This window comes from Pseudomonas sp. Irchel s3h14 (genome assembly GCF_900187425.1).
In the GTDB taxonomy this organism is placed as follows: domain Bacteria; phylum Pseudomonadota; class Gammaproteobacteria; order Pseudomonadales; family Pseudomonadaceae; genus Aquipseudomonas.
In genome coordinates, this window is record NZ_FYDJ01000002.1 from 396,906 (window position 1) to 414,072 (window position 17,167).

A 17,167-nucleotide genomic window follows, 5' to 3' on the forward strand; every position below is an offset into this window, starting at 1 on the left:
TGTCTTCATGCACCGTGCCCAGAACATTACGCAGCGCCGAGAGGGTAAAAGCGAACTGTGGCGACCGTGTTTTGCACGGTGGCGACTGTCGTCATCCGTTATCAAGTCGAACCCATACCCTGTGGGAGCGGGCTTGCTCGCGAAGAGGGCGTGTCAGGCAACAACAATGTTGACTGACCCACCGCTTTCGCGAGCAAGCCCGCTCCCACAGGGTTATGCGTCAGGGTTTAGCGCTTGTAGTGCTTCTCGCCCCAAGCCAGCAGCCCTTGCAGCAATTCCTTGAGCACCACCTGCGTCGGCGCTGCCAGGTCCGGGCGATAACGGAACGGCTCGAACTCTTCCATGTACGTGCACTGGCCCAACTCCAGTTGCACGGCATGGATGTTCTCGGCCGGATTGCCGTAGTGCCGGGTGATGTGGCCGCCCTTGAAGCGACCGTTCAGCACATGGCTGTAATCGCCGTGGCGCGCGCAGATGGCTTCCAGCTGAGTGGCCAACTGTGGATCGCAACTAGCGCCGTTGAAGGTGCCGAGGTTGAAGTCCGGCAGCTTGCCGTCGAACAGGTGCGGGATGATCGAGCGGATCGAGTGCGCATCGAACAGCAATGCGTAGCCGAACTCGGCTTTCAGTCGCGCCAGCTCGTTCTGCAACGTGCTGTGGTACGGCGTCCAGATCTGCTCCAGATAGGTCGCGCGTTCTGCGGCCGATGGCTCATGCCCTTCACGGAACAACGGAATGCCGTCGAACAGCGTCGCCGGGTACAGACCGGTGGTCGCACCGGCATACAAAGGCTTGTCGTCAGACGGTCGATTCAGGTCGATGACAAAACGCGAGTACTCGGCGGCCAAGGTGCTGGCGCCCAGCTCGGCAGCAAATTCGTAAAGCTGCGGAATGTGCCAGTCAGTGTCGGGCAGGCTTTTCGCGTCGGGGATCAACCCGGCTTCGACCGTCGGGGTCAGGCGCAGGCCGGCGTGGGGCATGCTGATCAGCAGCGGCACGCGGCCTTGTTTGAAGTTCAGAACCTTATCCACAACTGTTCTCCTAAATGCTCACTTCAACGCCGTGACGCACGACGCGTTTTTCCAGGTCACCGCCCAGCCAGTACGACAGGTCAGCCGGACGATCGATTTGCCAGGCGACGAAGTCTGCACACTTGCCGACTTCCAGAGAACCGTGAGTTTCAGCCATGCCCAGCGCGGTGGCAGCATGAATCGTTGCACCCGCCAAGGCTTCTTCCGGGGTCATGCGGAAACAGGTGCACGCCATGTTCAGCATCAAACGCAACGACAGCGCCGGTGAGGTGCCTGGGTTGAGGTCGCTGGCGATGGCGATTTTCACGCCGTGTTTGCGCAGGGCCTCCATCGGCGGCAACTGGGTTTCCCGCAGGAAATAAAAGGCGCCGGGCAGCAACACCGCGACGGTACCGGACTTGGCCATGGCGATGGCGTCGTCTTCGGTCATGAATTCCAGGTGATCGGCCGACAGTGCGTGGTAACGCGCCGCCAGACTCGAACCGTGCAACGACGACAACTGTTCGGCGTGCAGCTTCACCGGCAAGCCGAGTTTCTGCGCGGTGATGAACACCCGCTCGACTTGCGCCGGCGAAAACGCCAGGTACTCACAGAACGCGTCAACCGCATCCACCAGCCCTTCGGCGGCCAGAGCAGGGAGCATCTCGGCGCAGATGTGATCGATGTAGTCGTCGGCACGATCCGCGTATTCCGGCGGCAACGCGTGAGCGGCCAGGCAGGTGCTGCGCACGCTGACCGGGAGCTCGGCGCCGAGACGGCGGATGACCCGCAGGATCTTGCGTTCGCTGGCCAGGTCCAGGCCGTAGCCGGATTTCATTTCGACCGTGGTCACGCCGTCGCGCATCAGGCTTTTCAGACGTTTGGCGGCGCTGGCGAACAGCTCGTCTTCAGAGGCCGCGCGAGTGGCGCGCACGGTGCTGGCGATGCCACCACCGGCCGCTGCAATTTCTGCATAGCTGACGCCTTGCAGACGCTGTTCGAATTCACCGCTGCGGTTACCGCCGAACACCGTGTGGGTGTGGCAGTCGATCAGGCCTGGCGTCACCCAGGCCCCTTTAAGATCATTGACTGCCGGGTACTCACCCGACGGCAGTTCAGCGCGTGGGCCGATCCACTCAATGTGCGCTCCTGACGTCACGATGGCCGCATCCTCGATGATCGAGTAGGCGCCTTGCGCCATGGTTGCGACGTGGCAGTGTTGCCAGAGAGTTTTCATCCGTGGCCTCCGTTAGGTTATCGATGAGAAAAAGAAGGTTCCCGCTCCACCGGTACTGCCTTGCCTGCCGCCGGTTTCACCCACGTCAGGTAAGCCAGCACCAGCAATACAATCCAGACCACGCCGACGATCAGAGCCGCCTGGGTGTCCGGGAAATAGCCCAGCACGCCAAAGATGAACAGCATGAAGGCAATCGCCGCCATTGGCGCATAGGGCCAGAACGGCACCGGGAATTTCAGTTGGGCGACCTGCTCGGCACTCATGGAGCGACGCATGGCCACTTGGGTGAACAGAATCATCAACCAGACCCACACCGTCGCAAAGGTTGCGATAGACGCGATCAACAGAAATACGTTTTCCGGAATCAGGTAGTTCAGCAGCACGCCCAGCAGCAGCGCGGCACTCATTACCACCACGGTCATCCATGGCACGCCATTGCGCGACAAGCGGGCGAAGCCCTTGGGCGCATGCCCTTGCTGGGCCAGACCGTACATCATGCGGCCAGCGCCGAAGATGTCACTGTTAATGGCCGACACCGCCGCCGAGATCACCACGATATTGAGAATGGTCGCCGCCGAGCTGATCCCCAGGTTGTCGAAAATCTGCACGAATGGACTGCCTTGGCTGCCGATCTGCTGCCATGGAAAGATCGACATCAGTACGAACATCGTCAGCACGTAGAACAGCAGGATACGCAACGGTACGGCATTGATCGCCCTGGGCAGCACGCGCTGCGGATCTTTGGCTTCGCCGGCGGTTACGCCGATGATTTCAATGCCGCCGAACGCAAACATCACCACCGCAAACGAAGCGATCAGGCCGCCCACGCCATTGGGCATGAAGCCGCCATGGCTCCAGAGATTGCTGATGTCGGTCGCCTGGGCACCGGGCGCGGTGCTGATGCCGAACAACATGATGCCGAAGCCACCGAGGATCATCGCGACGATGGCCGCGACCTTGAGCAGCGACAGCCAGAACTCCATTTCGCCGAAGACTTTGACGTTGCACAGGTTCAAGCCGCCGACCACCGAAACGATGCCCAGTACCCAGATCCAGCGGTCGACTTCCGGAAACCAGAAGCCCATGTAAATACCGAACGCGGTGACGTCGGCCATGCCGACGATGACCATTTCAAACGCGTAGGTCCAACCGAGGATGAAGCCCGCCATCGGCCCCAGGTAAGTGCTGGCGTAGTGACCGAAAGAACCGGCCACCGGGTTGTGCACCGCCATCTCACCGAGGGCGCGCATGACCATGAACACCGCCGCGCCACCGATCAGGTAAGCGAGCAGGACCGCGGGCCCGGCCATTTGAATGGCCGAGGCAGAACCGTAAAACAGCCCGGTGCCGATTGCCGACCCCAGCGCCATGAAGCGAATATGTCGGGCAGAGAGCCCGCGTTTCAAACCCTTTTCTGACTGTTGCATTGCTCGTCCTTAATTATTCTTATTGGCGACATGATCGTTCCCACGCTCTGCGTGGGAATGCCTCTGGGGACGCTCCGCGTCCAGTGACGCGGAGCGTCACGGGCTGCATTCCCACGCGGAGCGTGGGAACGATCATCAGACTTACAGGCTAGGCAGCAACTTCGCCGGTACCAGCGCGTTCAGGCAACGGGACGCCAACAACTCGCTCGCCGCGTTGATGTCCGGCGCAAAGAAGCGATCCTTCTCGTAGAAAGGCACTTTCGCACGCAGAATCCCGCGGGCCTCTTCCAGCTTCGAAGAAGTCTTCAGACCATCGCGCAGATCCAGACCCTGGACCGCAGCCAACCATTCCACCGCGAGAACGCCACGAGTGTTTTCGGCCATTTCCCATAGACGCTTGCCGGCAGCAGGGGCCATGGAAACGTGGTCTTCCTGGTTCGCCGACGTCGGCAGGCTGTCCACCGAGTGCGGATGGGACAACGCCTTGTTCTCGCTGGCCAGAGCCGCAGCGGTCACCTGGGCAATCATGAAGCCGGAGTTCACGCCGCCATTGGCCACCAGGAACGGCGGCAGTTGCGACATGTGCTTGTCCATCATCAGCGAAATACGACGCTCGCTCAGGGAACCGATTTCAGCGATGGCCAAGGCCATGTTGTCGGCGGCCATGGCAACCGGTTCGGCGTGGAAGTTACCGCCGGAGATCACGTCACCTTCAGCGGCGAATACCAGCGGGTTGTCCGAAACGGCGTTGGCTTCGATGGCGAGCACTTCGGCGGCCTGACGGAACTGGGTCAGGCAGGCGCCCATGACTTGCGGCTGGCAGCGCAGGGAGTACGGGTCCTGGACCTTTTCGCAGTTCTGGTGCGAGTCGGACACTTCACTGCGCTCGCCCAGCAGATCGCGGTAAGCGGCAGCGGCATCGATCTGGCCTTTCTGGCCACGAGCGGCGTGAATCCGTGCGTCGAACGGCGAGCGCGAGCCCAGCACGGCTTCAACGGTCAGTGCGCCCAGCGCCACAGCGCCAGCGAACAGGTCTTCACCTTCGAACAGACCACGCAGCGCGTAAGCGGTGGAAACTTGAGTACCGTTGAGCAGCGCCAGACCTTCTTTCGCAGCCAGGGTCAGCGGGGTCAGACCGGCCACTTTCAGTGCTTTGGTCGCTTCCAGCCATTCGCCTTTGTAGCGCGCCTTGCCTTCGCCCAGCAGCACCAGCGACATGTGGGCCAAAGGCGCCAGGTCGCCGGATGCACCGACCGAACCTTTCAATGGAATGTGCGGGTATACCTCGGCGTTGATCAGGGCGATCAGCGCGTCGATGACCTTACGACGAATGCCGGAGAAACCACGGCTCAGGCTGTTGACCTTGAGCACCATGACCAAGCGAACCAGTGCGTCGCTGATCGGCTCGCCAACACCGGCGGCGTGGGACAGCACGAGCGAGCGCTGCAGGTTTTCCAGGTCTTCGCTGGCGATACGGGTCGAAGCCAGCAGGCCGAAACCGGTGTTGATGCCATAGGCGGTGCGGTTCTCGGCGAGGATCTGTTCCACGCAGGCAACGCTGGCTTCAATCTGGGGCGCAGCGCTTTCATCGAGGGTGATTTTGACCGGCTGCTGATAGACATCACGCAGTTGGGCAAGGCTCAGTTGGCCGGGGATCAGGTTTAACGCAGTCATTTCTATGCTCCTTTTGAGAGATTTTATTAACTCACCAGACGCTCCGGAGATGTCCGTTGTCCGTCGCGTCTCGCCTTCTGGGGAGCCGCGCCTTGGCACGCTGGTGTGGTGGAAATCAGTTCAGGTTCGGTAACACTTTGTGCAGCAAAATCGGGTCTTTCAAAACGGCGGCGGCACTGGCGATGTCCGGTGCCAGCCAGCGGTCCTGGTCGTAGGCCGGAACTCGCTCGCGCAGCAGACGCCAGGCGGCATCGGTACCGGCGCCGAAGCGTTGCTCTTTCAAGAATTCAAACGCCTGAGCCGCCAGCAAGTACTCGATGGCAAGGATCTGCGTGCAGTTTTCCAGAGCGCGATGCAGCTTCAGCGCGGCGTTGGTGCCCATGCTCAAATGGTCTTCCTGCAGGCCCGAGGTGACGTAGTTGTCGAGTACCGCCGGTTGCGCCAACTGGCGGTTTTCCGCACACAGGGATGCGGCGACGTACTGGACGATCATCATCCCGGAGTTCACCCCCGGATTGGCCACCAGGAATGCCGGCAAACCGCTGACATGCGGGTTGATCAAGCGATCCAGGCGACGTTCGGCGATGGAGCCGATTTCCGCCATGGCGATGGCCAGCAAATCCGCCGCCAATGCCACGGATTGACCGTGTGGGTTAGCCTGGGACACCACCCGGAAGTCGTCCGGCGTGCCCAGCAGCATCGGGTTGTCGGTGACCGAGTTGAGTTCGGTTTCAATCTGCTTTTTCGCGTGTTCAAGCTGATCGCGAGCAGCGCCGTGAACTTGTGGAATCGAGCGGATGCTCAACGCATCCTGCGTACGAATGCCTTTACTGCCGGCAATCACTTCACTGCCATCGAGCAACGCACGCAGGTTGATGCCGACTTGCTGCATACCCGGGTGAGGCTTGAGCGCGATGATCTCGGCATCGAACGCAGCAATCTGACCGCGCTGGGCTTCGAAGCTCATGGCGCCGATCACGTCGGCCCATTGCACCAGACGCGTGGCGTCCGCGATTGCCAGGCAGCTAAGACCGGACATGCACGGCGTGCCGTTGACCAGGCACAGGCCATCTTTGGCGCCCAGTTGAACCGGTTGCAGACCTTCTTCGGCCAGGGCTTGCTGCGCGGAAACGATCTGCCCGCGATAGCTGACATTGCCGACACCCAGCAGCGCAATGCTGATGTGGGCCATGTGGGTCAGATAACCCACCGATCCCTGGGACGGCACTTGCGGGGTGATACCGCGATTGAGCAGCGCCAACAGCGCTTCGACCACCCGGCGATGAATGCCGGATTTGCCGTGGCTGTAGTTGCGAACAGCGGCGCAGATGATTGCGCGAGTCTGTTCGTCGGCCAATGGTGCGCCAACGCCACAGGCGTGACTGAGCAGGGTGTTGCGCGACAGTTGGCTGAGTTGCTCGTCTTTGAGCGAGACATTGCACAGCGCGCCGAGGCCGGTGTTGACGCCATAGGCGCGCTCACCGCTGACGACGATGCGCTGGACGATCGCCTGGGCATTCTCGATCCGCGCCCAGACCTGTGGTGACAGCTCAAGCTGTGCGCCATGACGGGCGACGGCGACCACATCCTGCCAACGCAACGGGGCGTCGGCGATAACGATTTTTTCAGCCTGGGACATCTTCAACCTCGTGCGTACAACTTGAATATTGATGCAGCTTTGCCGACGCTATCGCGAGCGAGCTTTGCTCCTACGGGTTTCACCACGGACCTGTAGGAGCAAGGCTTGCCCGCGATGAGGCCAGCACAAACACCGCAAACCTTTAAACCACCGCAGCCCGACGCTGAACGAACCGGTCGACATACTCATCCGCTGGCGAATGCAGGATCTCTCTTGGCGTGCCGACCTGAATCAGGCGGCCATCCTTGAGAATCGCAATGCGGTTGCCGATACGCACGGCCTCGTCGAGGTCGTGGGTGATGAAGACGATGGTCTTGTGCAGGGTCTTTTGCAGTTCCAGCAACTGGTCCTGCATCTCGGCGCGAATCAGCGGGTCGAGGGCACTGAAGGCTTCGTCCATCAGGATGATGTCGGTGTCCGCCGCCAACGCGCGGGCCAGGCCAACACGCTGACGCATACCGCCCGAGAGCTGATGCGGGTATTTGTTTTCGTAGCCCTTGAGGCCCACGGTGTTGATCCAGTGCAGCGCACGCTCGGAGCACATTTGCTTGGTCTCGCCACGCACTTTCAAGCCGTAGGCGACGTTATCCACCACGGTCTTGTGCGGCAGCAGGCCGAAGCTCTGGAACACCATGCTGATCTTGTGCCGGCGAAATTCGCGCAGGGCTTCCATGTCGTATTGCAGGATGTCCACGCCGTCCACCAGGATCGCGCCGCTGGTCGGGTCGATCAGGCGATTGAAGTGGCGCACCAGGGTCGATTTGCCGGAACCCGACAGGCCCATGATCACGAAGATCTCACCGGTGCCGATGCTCAGGGACAAGTCGTTCACGCCGACCACACAGCCGGTTTCGGACAGCACCTGATCCTTGGTTTTGCCCTGGCCGATCATGGCCAGCGCATCCTTGGAACGGTTGCCGAAAATCTTGAAGACGTTTTTGACTTCGATCTTGCTGATGGCTTCGTTGTTCATTTGCTCACCTCATGCCGTGCCCGACCGTACGCCTGCGTAATACGGTCGATAACCACTGCCAGAATCACGATCGCCAGACCGGCCTCAAGACCACGTCCGACGTTGAGGGTCTGAATCCCCACCAACACGTCTTCGCCCAAACCACGGGCACCGATCATCGAGGCAATCACTACCATCGACAGGGCCATCATGGTGGTCTGGTTAATCCCGGCCATGATGCTCGGCAGGGCCAGCGGAAGTTGCACGCCAAACAGTTGCTGCCAGCGGTTGGCACCGAAGGCGTTGATCGCTTCCATCACTTCGCCGTCGACCTGGCGAATACCCAGATCAGTCAGGCGGATCAGCGGTGGTGCCGCGTAGATCACGGTGGCGAAAATCGCCGGGACCTTGCCCAGGCCGAACAGCATCAGCACCGGGATCAGGTACACGAAACTCGGCATGGTCTGCATGATGTCCAGCAACGGCATCAAGATCGAACGCAAGCGATTGCTGCGCGCCGAAAGAATGCCCAGCGGAATGCCGATCAGTACCGAAATGATCGTCGCCACCATCATCAGCGCCAGGGTCTGCATCAGCTTGTCCCAGAGGCCGACCGCACCCACCAGGAACAACAAGCCAACGATCACGGCGGTGGTCACGACTTTGCGGGTCGCGTGCCAGGCAACGCCCGCGACGATGGCCAGCATCAGCCACCAAGGCGCCGCGCGCAGCAGCCCTTCAAGATTGACGATGGCCCACAGCAGCGTGTCCGAGATTTGCCGGAACACGTCGCCGTAGTTGGTGACCAGCGTATCGACCCAACTGTTGACCCAGTCGGCGATGGAAAAGGTAAAGCTTTCGGGAAACATAAGAGACTCTCAATCAAGGGGTTGCGATCAAGCATCCGACTGCCGCTCAGGGCAGTCGGAGAGGCTCAACCTACAAGGCCGCGTCGATCTTTTTGGCTGCGTCTTCGCTCACCCATGCGTGCCAGACTTCAGGATGTTCCTTGAGGAAGATTTTCGCCAGTTTTGGTGACTCGATCCGCTCTTTGGCCATGCGCCCGAGGTTCTGGTTGAGCAGGTCGATTGGCAGGTTGACCTTCTCCAGCACAGCCACCAGTTCCGGGGCTTGTTCGTGGAAAGTCTTGGACAGGCCGACCTTGATGGTCACTTGCTTGTTCACACCTGGTTTCTCATCGAGTTTCACCAGGTCAACCTGGCCCATCAGCGGGGTTGGCGACCAGTAGTAGAACAGGATCGGCTCGCCACGCTTGTAGCTCGACAGCACCGCGGCATCCAGCGCCGGGCCGGTGCCCGGACGGAAGTTGGTGTAGGTGCTTTCCAGGCCGTAGCTTTTCAGCATTTCGCTGTTGTCCAGCTCACAGGTCCAGCCGGCCGGGCAGTTATAGAAACGGCCCTTGGATGGCTCTTCCTGATCCTTGAACACTGCAGCGTATTTACCCAGATCGGCGATCGCTTTCAGGTCCGGAGCTTTAGGCTCCAGCTTGCGCTTGGCGTCGCCTTCGATCACGTAACGCGGCACGTACCAACCTTCGACAGCACCCACGACAGGCGCGCCGACACCGACAACTTTGCCGGCCTTCTCGGCCTTGTTCCAGACTTCGCTACGACCAACCCACTCTTCGGCAAACACTTGAATATCGTTGCTGCTCAGGGCGTTTTCCATGGTGATGGAGTTGCCCGGCAGGCTGTCGGTCTTGCAGTCGTAGCCTTTCTCCAACACGACTTGCATCACGTCGGTCAGCAGCATGGCGCTTTCCCAGTTCAGGCCGGCGAATTTCACCGGTTTGCCCGACTCGCACCAACCCGCCGCCTGAGTGGCGCCGGCGCTGGCCAGCAGGCCCATGGAAAGCAATGTGGTCAGCAGGGTCTTGTTCGATTTCATTGTAGTGACGCTCCTAATCATGAGTTGGCTTACGGCAGTCAAGAGGCATCCAGCCCTGTCCACGTCCAATCAGGCCTGCGCCGAAGCGCGACCGGCCCCGCTTGTTATAGGTGCTGCATCGCTGTCCTGCTCGACTGGCAGAATCAGGTGATCGGGTACTGCGCTGTGCCATTTTTTCGCGCACACGTAATACAGGCCTGCGGGAAGCACCAGACCGATGATCCAGGAAATATCCACGCCACCCAGAGCATCCACCAGCGGACCGGTATAGAACTTGGTGGAGATGAACGGCAGTTGCACCAGCACACCGAAGACATAGACGCTGATACCGAGGGGGTTCCAGCGGCCGTAGCGACCGTTCGGATCGGCCAGCGCCGGCACGTCATAGCGCTCGCGAGTGATGCAGTAGTAGTCCACCAGGTTGATCGCGCTCCATGGCGTGAAGAACGCCAGCAAGAACAGGATGAAAGACTTGAACGCACCGAGGAACGAGTGCTGACCGAGCAGCGCGATCAGGGTCGCAGCACCGACGATGAACAGCACGAAGACCAGACGCTGCAAGCGCGTTACCTGCAGGTTGCCTCGGAAACCACTGATGATGGTCGCAATGCACATGAAGCTGCCGTACGAGTTCAGCGTGGAGATGGTGACCTTGCCGAACGCGATGCTGAAGTACAGCAATGCTGCGGTCGCACCGGTACCGCCCAAACCAACGATGTAGGCCACTTCGTGCCCGGCGAATTGCCCATTGGCAGAAGCTGCAGCAAACACGCCCAAGACCATCGCCACCTGTGCACCAATGACCGAACCTGCGCCGGCGGCAAAAAAGGTTTTCACCGAGGAAATCTTGCTCGGCAGGTAACGGGAATAGTCAGCCACATACGGGCCGAAGGCGATCTGCCAGGACGCCGCGAGCGACACCGCGAGCAGGAAACTGCTCCAGCTGAAGTGGCGGATTTGCAACAGGGCGCCAACGTCAACCTGGCTCATCAGGCGGCTGAACAGATAAACAAAGGCAATCACGCCAATGACACTGGCAACACGGCCGATCCAATGGATCACCCGATAACCGAGCACCGTAACCAGCACGATGACACTGGCGAAAAGGAAGATACCGACGGTGTCGCTGACGCCAAACAACTGGCCCAGCGCCTGGCCGGAAAGCACGGTGCCCGTCGCGGTGAAACCGAGGTACATCAGACAGACCAGCACGATCGGGATGGCCGCGCCATACACGCCGAACTGTACCCGGCTGGAGATCATCTGCGGCAGGCCAAGCTTGGGCCCTTGTGCCGCATGCAGCGCCATTACGCCACCGCCAAGCAGTTGGCCGATCAACAGACCGATCAACGACCAGAACACGTCACCGCCCAGCACCACGGCCAGGGCCCCGGTGACAATCGCAGTGATTTGCAGGTTGGCACCCATCCACAGGGTGAACTGGCTCAACAGACGACCGTGTCTCTCCGCTTCCGGGATGTAGTCGATCGAACGTTTCTCGATCAACGGTTTACTGCCTGCACGATCGCTGTTAACAGCCATGATTCAACCTCTGTGGATTGTTATTGGAATTCACTCGGTCCCTGTAGGAGCTGAGCTTGCTCGCGATAGCGGTGTATCTGATGCACAGCGTTATCGTTCATCGCGAGCAAGCTTTGCTCCTACGGGCAAGCATTACTTGCCGGTAATCATCGGCAGGTTCAGACCCTGTTCCTTGGCGCAGTCGATCGCGATCTGATAACCCGCATCGGCGTGACGCATGACACCGGTAGCCGGGTCGTTGTGCAGGACGCGAGCGATACGCTCGGCCGCTTCGTCAGTACCGTCGCAGACAATCACCATGCCCGAGTGCTGGGAGAAACCCATGCCGACGCCGCCACCGTGGTGCAGGGAAACCCAGGTCGCGCCGCTCGCGGTGTTGAGCAGAGCGTTGAGCAGTGGCCAGTCGGACACGGCATCGGAACCATCCTGCATCGATTCGGTTTCGCGGTTCGGGCTGGCTACCGAACCGGAGTCCAGGTGGTCGCGACCGATCACGATTGGCGCGGACAATTCACCGCTGCGAACCATTTCGTTGAATGCCAGACCGAGCTTGGCGCGCAGGCCCAGGCCAACCCAGCAGATACGTGCCGGCAGACCCTGGAAGCTGATGCGCTCGCGCGCCATGTCCAGCCAGTTGTGCAGATGCGCGTCGTCCGGGATCAGTTCTTTGACCTTGGCGTCGGTTTTGTAGATGTCTTCGGCGTTGCCCGACAGTGCAGCCCAACGGAACGGGCCGATACCACGGCAGAACAGCGGACGGATGTAAGCGGGTACGAAGCCTGGGAAGTCGAATGCGTTCTCGACGCCTTCTTCTTGGGCCATCTGACGGATGTTGTTGCCGTAGTCGAAGGTCGGAATGCCCATCTTCTGGAATTCGAGCATCGCTTTAACGTGCACGGCCATGGATTGCTTGGCGGCTTTGACCACGGCGGCAGGCTCGGTCTTGGCGCGAGCGCGGTATTCGTCCCAGGTCCAGCCGGCTGGCAGGTAACCGTTGAGCGGGTCGTGGGCGCTGGTCTGGTCCGTGACCATGTCCGGGCGCACGCCGCGCTTGACCAGTTCCGGCAGGATTTCAGCCGCGTTGCCCAGCAGGGCGATGGAAATCGCTTTGCCTTCTTTGGTGTATTTGGCGATACGCGCCAGAGCGTCGTCGAGGTCGGTGGCTTGCTCATCGACGTAACGGCTGTTCAAACGGAAGTCGATACTGACTTGTTGGCATTCGATGTTCAGCGAGCAAGCGCCGGCTAGGGTCGCGGCCAGAGGTTGAGCGCCGCCCATGCCGCCGAGGCCTGCGGTCAGGACCCAACGACCCTTCAGGTTATCGTTGTAATGTTGGCGACCGGCTTCGACGAAGGTTTCGTAGGTGCCTTGAACGATGCCCTGGCTGCCGATGTAGATCCAGCTGCCGGCGGTCATCTGGCCGTACATGGCCAGGCCTTTGGCGTCCAGTTCGTTGAAGTGTTCCCAGCTCGCCCAGTGTGGCACCAGGTTGGAGTTGGCGATAAGTACGCGCGGAGCGTTGCTGTGGGTCTTGAACACGCCGACCGGCTTGCCGGATTGCACCAGCAGGGTCTCGTCGTCGTTCAGGTTGGTCAGGCTTTCGACGATCTTGTCGTAGCATTCCCAGTTACGTGCCGCACGACCGATACCACCGTAAACCACCAATTCTTTAGGGTTCTCGGCGACTTCCGGGTCGAGGTTGTTCATCAACATGCGCAGCGGCGCTTCGGTCAGCCAGCTCTTGGCGGTCAGCTTGTTACCGCGAGCAGCGCGGATTTCAACGTCACGAAACTTGGTCATTTTATTGTCAGTCACGAAAGAGACTCCTCAGCGATCAATCCAAACCTGAATCAGTGGACGTTGCGAGGAGTCTCGATCGACTCATACGCATACGTCTTTACTTGTACATACAAGCATATGCAATCAAGCGGCCAACTTGCTGGATGAGTGTTCAAGAAAAATTTTGAATGGGCTGGAAAGCGCCTGGATCAAGGGTTCTGGCAAAGATGAAATTTTTCGAGGGGATTTTGCGAGGAGGGTTACAGCTGTTACTTGAGCGTGGTTTTGCGCCACGCTGGGGCGTTCGGTAACAAGTTGGTGCGCAGTTTCGAATCAGATGATCGTTCCCACGCTCTGCGTGGTAACGCCGCCGGGGACGCTCCGCGTCCGCTGTTGCGACGGTGACGCGGAGCGTCACAGGATGCATTCCCACGCTGGAGCGTGGGAACGATCAGTGGAGGTGTTGGATCAGCGTGCAGTCAATTCGATCACACAGCAGGCGCCATTGCTGGAGACTTCCAGCAGGCCGGCATTACCGTCGAGTTGCAGGCAATCATGGCGACCAAGTTGTGAGGCGCTGTTACCGACCTTCACTTCAAGCTCGTCGGTGACACTGAACACAAGCACGGTACCCGCCGAGCTGAAAAACCGCTGCTCGCCGTCCAGCCACTGCAATCGCGCGCTATAACGCTGCGGCGCATAAATCAGGTTGAAGTCGCGAATCGGCCCACCGAGCAATGTGCAGGAAACCTGGCTCTCGCCGCTGAAGGCAAATGGGTCCAGCGGTAACAGTGGCTGCGTGTCCTGGCCATCTACCCGCAAGGTCATGCCGTCACCTTGCAGCACAGTGATCACTCGCTCATAGCCGGCGAATGTCGAGAAACCACCCGACTCGCCGATATCGGCAATCGACAGACGCCAGCCGAAACCCTCAAGACCGGCACCGCCATCACGGGTGATTTCTTCAGTGCTGCCGCCGCCGTTTTTCCATGGCATGCGTGGGTAATCTATTGCACGTAGAACCTTGAACTGACTCATTTATGCTCTCTATTTATGGAACCGACCTTCCAGACGATGACGGGAACCGGGGTGGATCAAACGGGCGGCAGTCACTGGCTGACGACCGGACCAGGTGCGGCGACGAATCAGCAGGCACGGCTCGCCCTTTTCAATCTGCAGCAACTTGCATTCGCTGGCCTCGGCCAGAATTGCCTCGACCACGTGCTCGCCTTCGGTCAGCGGAGCGACCTGGTTCAGATAGGCGTATGGCGTTTGCAAGGTGAAGTCCTGCTTGAGGTAGTCCGGCGCCACCAGTGCGTTGACGAACCGGTCTTCGATTTGCACCGGGATATCGTTTTCGAAATGCACGATCAGCGAGTGAAAGACTTTCTGGCCTTCGCGCATGTCCAGGGCAAGTGCGCGCTCGGAACCGGCGGCCTCTTCTTCGAGGGTGATGACCTTGCAGGTATGGCGATGGCCACGGGAGGCGATTTCGTCGGCGATGTTGTGCACTTCAAACAGCGCGGACTGACTTTTCGGCTCGGCGACAAAAGTGCCGACACCCTGCATGCGCACCAGCAGACCGTCGGCGGTCATCTCGCGCAGGGCTCGGTTGATGGTCATACGGCTGAAACCCAACTGGTTGACCAGCTCGCTTTCCGACGGAACGCGGTAGTGCGGCGGCCAGTTTCCACTGTCGATTTGCTGGGTGATCATCTGTTTGACGCGGGCGTACAAGGGCGCCGGACTGTCGCCCAGATTGGCGCTCAGATTGGCATTCGGCGGCAATGTGGCAGACGGAGTTGGCACGGTTAATCCTTGTTCATTTGTTGAGGGCTACTAGCTTGCCGGAGTTTACCGAGCAGGCAAACGTCTGTATATGTATATACAAATAACACACGATGGGGTGCTGAACCATGTCCGCCTTCTTTGCCGAACGCGCACTGCTGCCTAGTGGATGGGCCAACAATGTACGTCTTGAGGTCAGCGCCGATGGCGTGTTGACCCATATCCAGGCCGATTCCAACGCAGATGGCGCCGAACGGCTAAGCGGTCCGCTGCTGCCGGGTATGCCGAATTTACACTCCCACGCCTTCCAGCGGGCCATGGCCGGGCTGGCGGAAGTGGCGGGTAATCCGAATGACAGTTTCTGGACCTGGCGCGATTTGATGTATCGCCTCGTCGGAAAAATCAGCCCGGACCAACTCGGCGTCATCGCCCGTCAGCTGTACATCGAAATGCTCAAGGCCGGTTACACCTCGGTCGCGGAATTTCATTACGTACACCACGACACCAACGGCCAGCCTTACGCGGACCCGGCCGAACTGGCGCTACGCATCAGTCAGGCCGCCAGCTCCGCCGGTATCGGCCTGACCCTGCTGCCGGTGCTCTACAGCCATTCCGGTTTCGGCGGCCAGGCCCCGAACGAAGGCCAGCGCCGCTTTATCAACAGCACCGAAAACTACCTCAAGCTTCAATCGCGCTTGCAGCCGATCCTGGCGCAGCAACCGGCGCAGTCGCTGGGTTTGTGTTTCCACTCGTTGCGCGCGGTAACACCGCAGCAAATCAGCGAAGTGCTGGCGGCCAGCGACAAGCAGTGCCCGGTGCACATTCACATCGCTGAACAGCAGAAGGAAGTCGACGACTGCCTGAGCTGGAGCGGCCGCCGTCCGCTGCAATGGCTGTACGAGAACACCGAGGTCGATCAGCGCTGGTGCCTGGTTCACGCGACCCATGCCAACCCGGAAGAAGTCACGCTGATGGCCAAGAGTCGCGCCATCGCCGGCTTGTGCCTGACGACCGAAGCCAACCTCGGCGACGGGATCTTCCCGGCGGTGGATTTCCTCGCTCAGGGCGGGCGCATGGGCATCGGTTCCGACAGCCATGTGTCTTTGAGCGTGGTGGAAGAATTGCGTTGGCTGGAATATGGCCAGCGTCTGCGCGACCAACGGCGTAATCGTTTGTATGGCGCGGATCAGCCGATGGTTGGCCGCACGCTGTACGACGCGGCGCTGGATGGCGGGGCTCAAGCGCTGGGTCAGCCAATTGGTGCGCTGGAAGTTGGCAAACGTGCGGATTGGCTGGTGCTGGATGGCAACGATCCGTACCTGGCGACAGCCAGTGGCGACGGGATTCTCAATCGTTGGTTGTTTGCCGGTGGCGATCGTCAGGTGCGGGATGTGCTGGTCAATGGCCAGTGGGTTGTGCGCGACGGGCGTCATGCGGGCGAAGAAGAAAGTAACCGCGCCTTCACCCAAGTCCTGCGCGATCTGTTGGGCTAACTCCCCCACTGATCGTTCCCACGCTCTGCGTGGGAATGCCTCAATGGACGCTCTGCGTCCGCTTTGGGACGCGGAGCGTCCCGGGCTGCATTCCCACGCAGAGCGTGGGAACGATCACTAGCGGAGTAATCAGTTCGAAGTCTTGGCCATCTGCGTATCGGTCGCGCGCCAGATCAGCCGCGTAGTGTCGTAACCCTGCTGACGTGCCTTGCTCAGCAGTTCTTCACGCACTACGCCATTGACCGTCGGGGTCCGTGACAGCAGCCATAGATACTTGCGGCTCGGATCGCCAACAATGGCGGTCTTGTAGTCATCGCTGACGTACAACACCCAGTACTCTCCCTTCGCCACACCCGGAATCAGCCGCGAAAACCAGGTATCGAACTCGACCCACAGCTTGTCGGTTTTGCCCGGATCCTGTGGCCAGGCCACGCCTTTGGCCTCTTCCCATTGCCAGTCTGCCGTCAAGCAGCGATTGAGCACCAACACCTTGCCGTCAGGCTTGAGCGTGTAATGGGCTTCGGATTGCGCGCAGTTGCGCTGGAAATACATCGGCAGACGAGCCAACTCGTACCAGGTCCCTTGGTACTTCTTGAGATTGACGCTATTGGCGGTTTTCGGTGCCAACGGATCTACGCCAGACGTGGCGCAGCCGGCCAATACCAGGCCGGCTAAAAGGACTATCAGTAACCGTTTCATTGTTTTTCTCCCGTGGGCG

Annotated in this window: 14 protein-coding genes; 1 reads left to right on the forward strand and 13 read right to left on the reverse strand. The window is 60.0% G+C overall.

The window, feature by feature from the left end; translation table 11 throughout:
• Nucleotides 1-227: 227 nt before the first annotated feature.
• From hutG to hutC, 12 genes are all read right to left on the reverse strand, one after another.
• Complete coding sequence (hutG, locus tag CKW16_RS05390; RefSeq protein ID WP_095127530.1) at nt 228-1,031, reverse strand: N-formylglutamate deformylase; 804 nt, start codon at nt 1,029-1,031, stop codon at nt 228-230.
• A gap of 10 nt (nt 1,032-1,041) precedes the next feature.
• Entirely contained in the window at nt 1,042-2,247 is a 1,206-nt protein-coding gene (gene hutI, locus CKW16_RS05395) for an imidazolonepropionase (protein ID WP_095127531.1), read from the reverse strand.
• Nucleotides 2,248-2,264: 17 nt separating this feature from the next.
• The gene (locus tag CKW16_RS05400) at nt 2,265-3,674 is read right to left on the reverse strand and encodes an amino acid permease (protein ID WP_095127532.1); all 1,410 of its coding nucleotides are present in this window, start codon (nt 3,672-3,674) and stop codon (nt 2,265-2,267) included.
• Between the two features lie 141 nt (nt 3,675-3,815).
• Nucleotides 3,816-5,348, reverse strand: a complete 1,533-nt coding sequence (gene hutH, locus CKW16_RS05405; RefSeq protein ID WP_095127533.1) for a histidine ammonia-lyase — start codon at nt 5,346-5,348, stop codon at nt 3,816-3,818.
• A gap of 115 nt (nt 5,349-5,463) precedes the next feature.
• The gene (gene hutH, locus CKW16_RS05410; protein WP_095127534.1) at nt 5,464-6,987 is read right to left on the reverse strand and encodes a histidine ammonia-lyase; all 1,524 of its coding nucleotides are present in this window, start codon (nt 6,985-6,987) and stop codon (nt 5,464-5,466) included.
• 142 nt (nt 6,988-7,129) lie between these two features.
• Nucleotides 7,130-7,960: a glycine betaine/L-proline ABC transporter ATP-binding protein gene (locus tag CKW16_RS05415; protein WP_008149478.1), complete on the reverse strand. Its 831-nt coding sequence runs from the start codon at nt 7,958-7,960 to the stop codon at nt 7,130-7,132.
• Nucleotides 7,957-8,808 carry a proline/glycine betaine ABC transporter permease gene (locus CKW16_RS05420; RefSeq protein WP_095127535.1) on the reverse strand — a complete coding sequence of 284 codons (852 nt, stop codon included), beginning with the start codon at nt 8,806-8,808 and terminating at the stop codon, nt 7,957-7,959. The genes CKW16_RS05415 and CKW16_RS05420 overlap by 4 nt, the downstream gene beginning before the upstream one ends.
• Before the next feature lie 70 nt (nt 8,809-8,878).
• Nucleotides 8,879-9,847, reverse strand: coding sequence for an ABC transporter substrate-binding protein (locus CKW16_RS05425; protein WP_095127536.1), 969 nt, complete (start codon nt 9,845-9,847; stop codon nt 8,879-8,881).
• A 69-nt stretch (nt 9,848-9,916) separates the two neighbouring features.
• Nucleotides 9,917-11,389, reverse strand: a complete 1,473-nt coding sequence (locus tag CKW16_RS05430) for a cytosine permease (protein WP_095127537.1) — start codon at nt 11,387-11,389, stop codon at nt 9,917-9,919.
• A 132-nt stretch (nt 11,390-11,521) separates the two neighbouring features.
• Nucleotides 11,522-13,189 carry a urocanate hydratase gene (hutU, locus tag CKW16_RS05435; RefSeq protein ID WP_176471524.1) on the reverse strand — a complete coding sequence of 556 codons (1,668 nt, stop codon included), beginning with the start codon at nt 13,187-13,189 and terminating at the stop codon, nt 11,522-11,524.
• A gap of 447 nt (nt 13,190-13,636) precedes the next feature.
• Nucleotides 13,637-14,206, reverse strand: coding sequence for a HutD family protein (locus CKW16_RS05440; RefSeq protein ID WP_095127539.1), 570 nt, complete (start codon nt 14,204-14,206; stop codon nt 13,637-13,639).
• Nucleotides 14,207-14,215: 9 nt separating this feature from the next.
• Complete coding sequence (gene hutC / locus CKW16_RS05445; protein WP_236713266.1) at nt 14,216-14,884, reverse strand: histidine utilization repressor; 669 nt, start codon at nt 14,882-14,884, stop codon at nt 14,216-14,218.
• 200 nt (nt 14,885-15,084) lie between these two features.
• Between hutC and CKW16_RS05450 the strand changes: the two genes are divergently transcribed.
• Nucleotides 15,085-16,449, forward strand: a complete 1,365-nt coding sequence (locus CKW16_RS05450) for a formimidoylglutamate deiminase (RefSeq protein WP_095127540.1) — start codon at nt 15,085-15,087, stop codon at nt 16,447-16,449.
• Nucleotides 16,450-16,578: 129 nt separating this feature from the next.
• On the opposite strand, the gene CKW16_RS05455 is transcribed toward CKW16_RS05450, so the two are convergent.
• Nucleotides 16,579-17,148, reverse strand: a complete 570-nt coding sequence (locus tag CKW16_RS05455; RefSeq protein WP_095127541.1) for a lipocalin family protein — start codon at nt 17,146-17,148, stop codon at nt 16,579-16,581.
• Nucleotides 17,149-17,167: the final 19 nt, after the last annotated feature.

Bases quoted from the DNA above. Each gene is read 5' to 3' on its own strand.
- hutI (WP_095127531.1), bottom strand. From the start codon at position 2,247: ATGAAAACTCTCTGGCAACACTGCCACGTCGCAACCATGGCGCAAGGC.
- CKW16_RS05400 (WP_095127532.1), bottom strand. From the start codon at position 3,674: ATGCAACAGTCAGAAAAGGGTTTGAAACGCGGGCTCTCTGCCCGACAT.
- hutH (WP_095127533.1), bottom strand. From the start codon at position 5,348: ATGACTGCGTTAAACCTGATCCCCGGCCAACTGAGCCTTGCCCAACTG.
- hutH (WP_095127534.1), bottom strand. From the start codon at position 6,987: ATGTCCCAGGCTGAAAAAATCGTTATCGCCGACGCCCCGTTGCGTTGG.
- CKW16_RS05415 (WP_008149478.1), bottom strand. From the start codon at position 7,960: ATGAACAACGAAGCCATCAGCAAGATCGAAGTCAAAAACGTCTTCAAG.
- CKW16_RS05420 (WP_095127535.1), bottom strand. From the start codon at position 8,808: ATGTTTCCCGAAAGCTTTACCTTTTCCATCGCCGACTGGGTCAACAGT.
- CKW16_RS05425 (WP_095127536.1), bottom strand. From the start codon at position 9,847: ATGAAATCGAACAAGACCCTGCTGACCACATTGCTTTCCATGGGCCTG.
- CKW16_RS05430 (WP_095127537.1), bottom strand. From the start codon at position 11,389: ATGGCTGTTAACAGCGATCGTGCAGGCAGTAAACCGTTGATCGAGAAA.
- hutU (WP_176471524.1), bottom strand. From the start codon at position 13,189: ATGACCAAGTTTCGTGACGTTGAAATCCGCGCTGCTCGCGGTAACAAG.
- CKW16_RS05440 (WP_095127539.1), bottom strand. From the start codon at position 14,206: ATGAGTCAGTTCAAGGTTCTACGTGCAATAGATTACCCACGCATGCCA.
- hutC (WP_236713266.1), bottom strand. From the start codon at position 14,884: ATGATCACCCAGCAAATCGACAGTGGAAACTGGCCGCCGCACTACCGC.
- CKW16_RS05450 (WP_095127540.1), top strand. From the start codon at position 15,085: ATGTCCGCCTTCTTTGCCGAACGCGCACTGCTGCCTAGTGGATGGGCC.
- CKW16_RS05455 (WP_095127541.1), bottom strand. From the start codon at position 17,148: ATGAAACGGTTACTGATAGTCCTTTTAGCCGGCCTGGTATTGGCCGGC.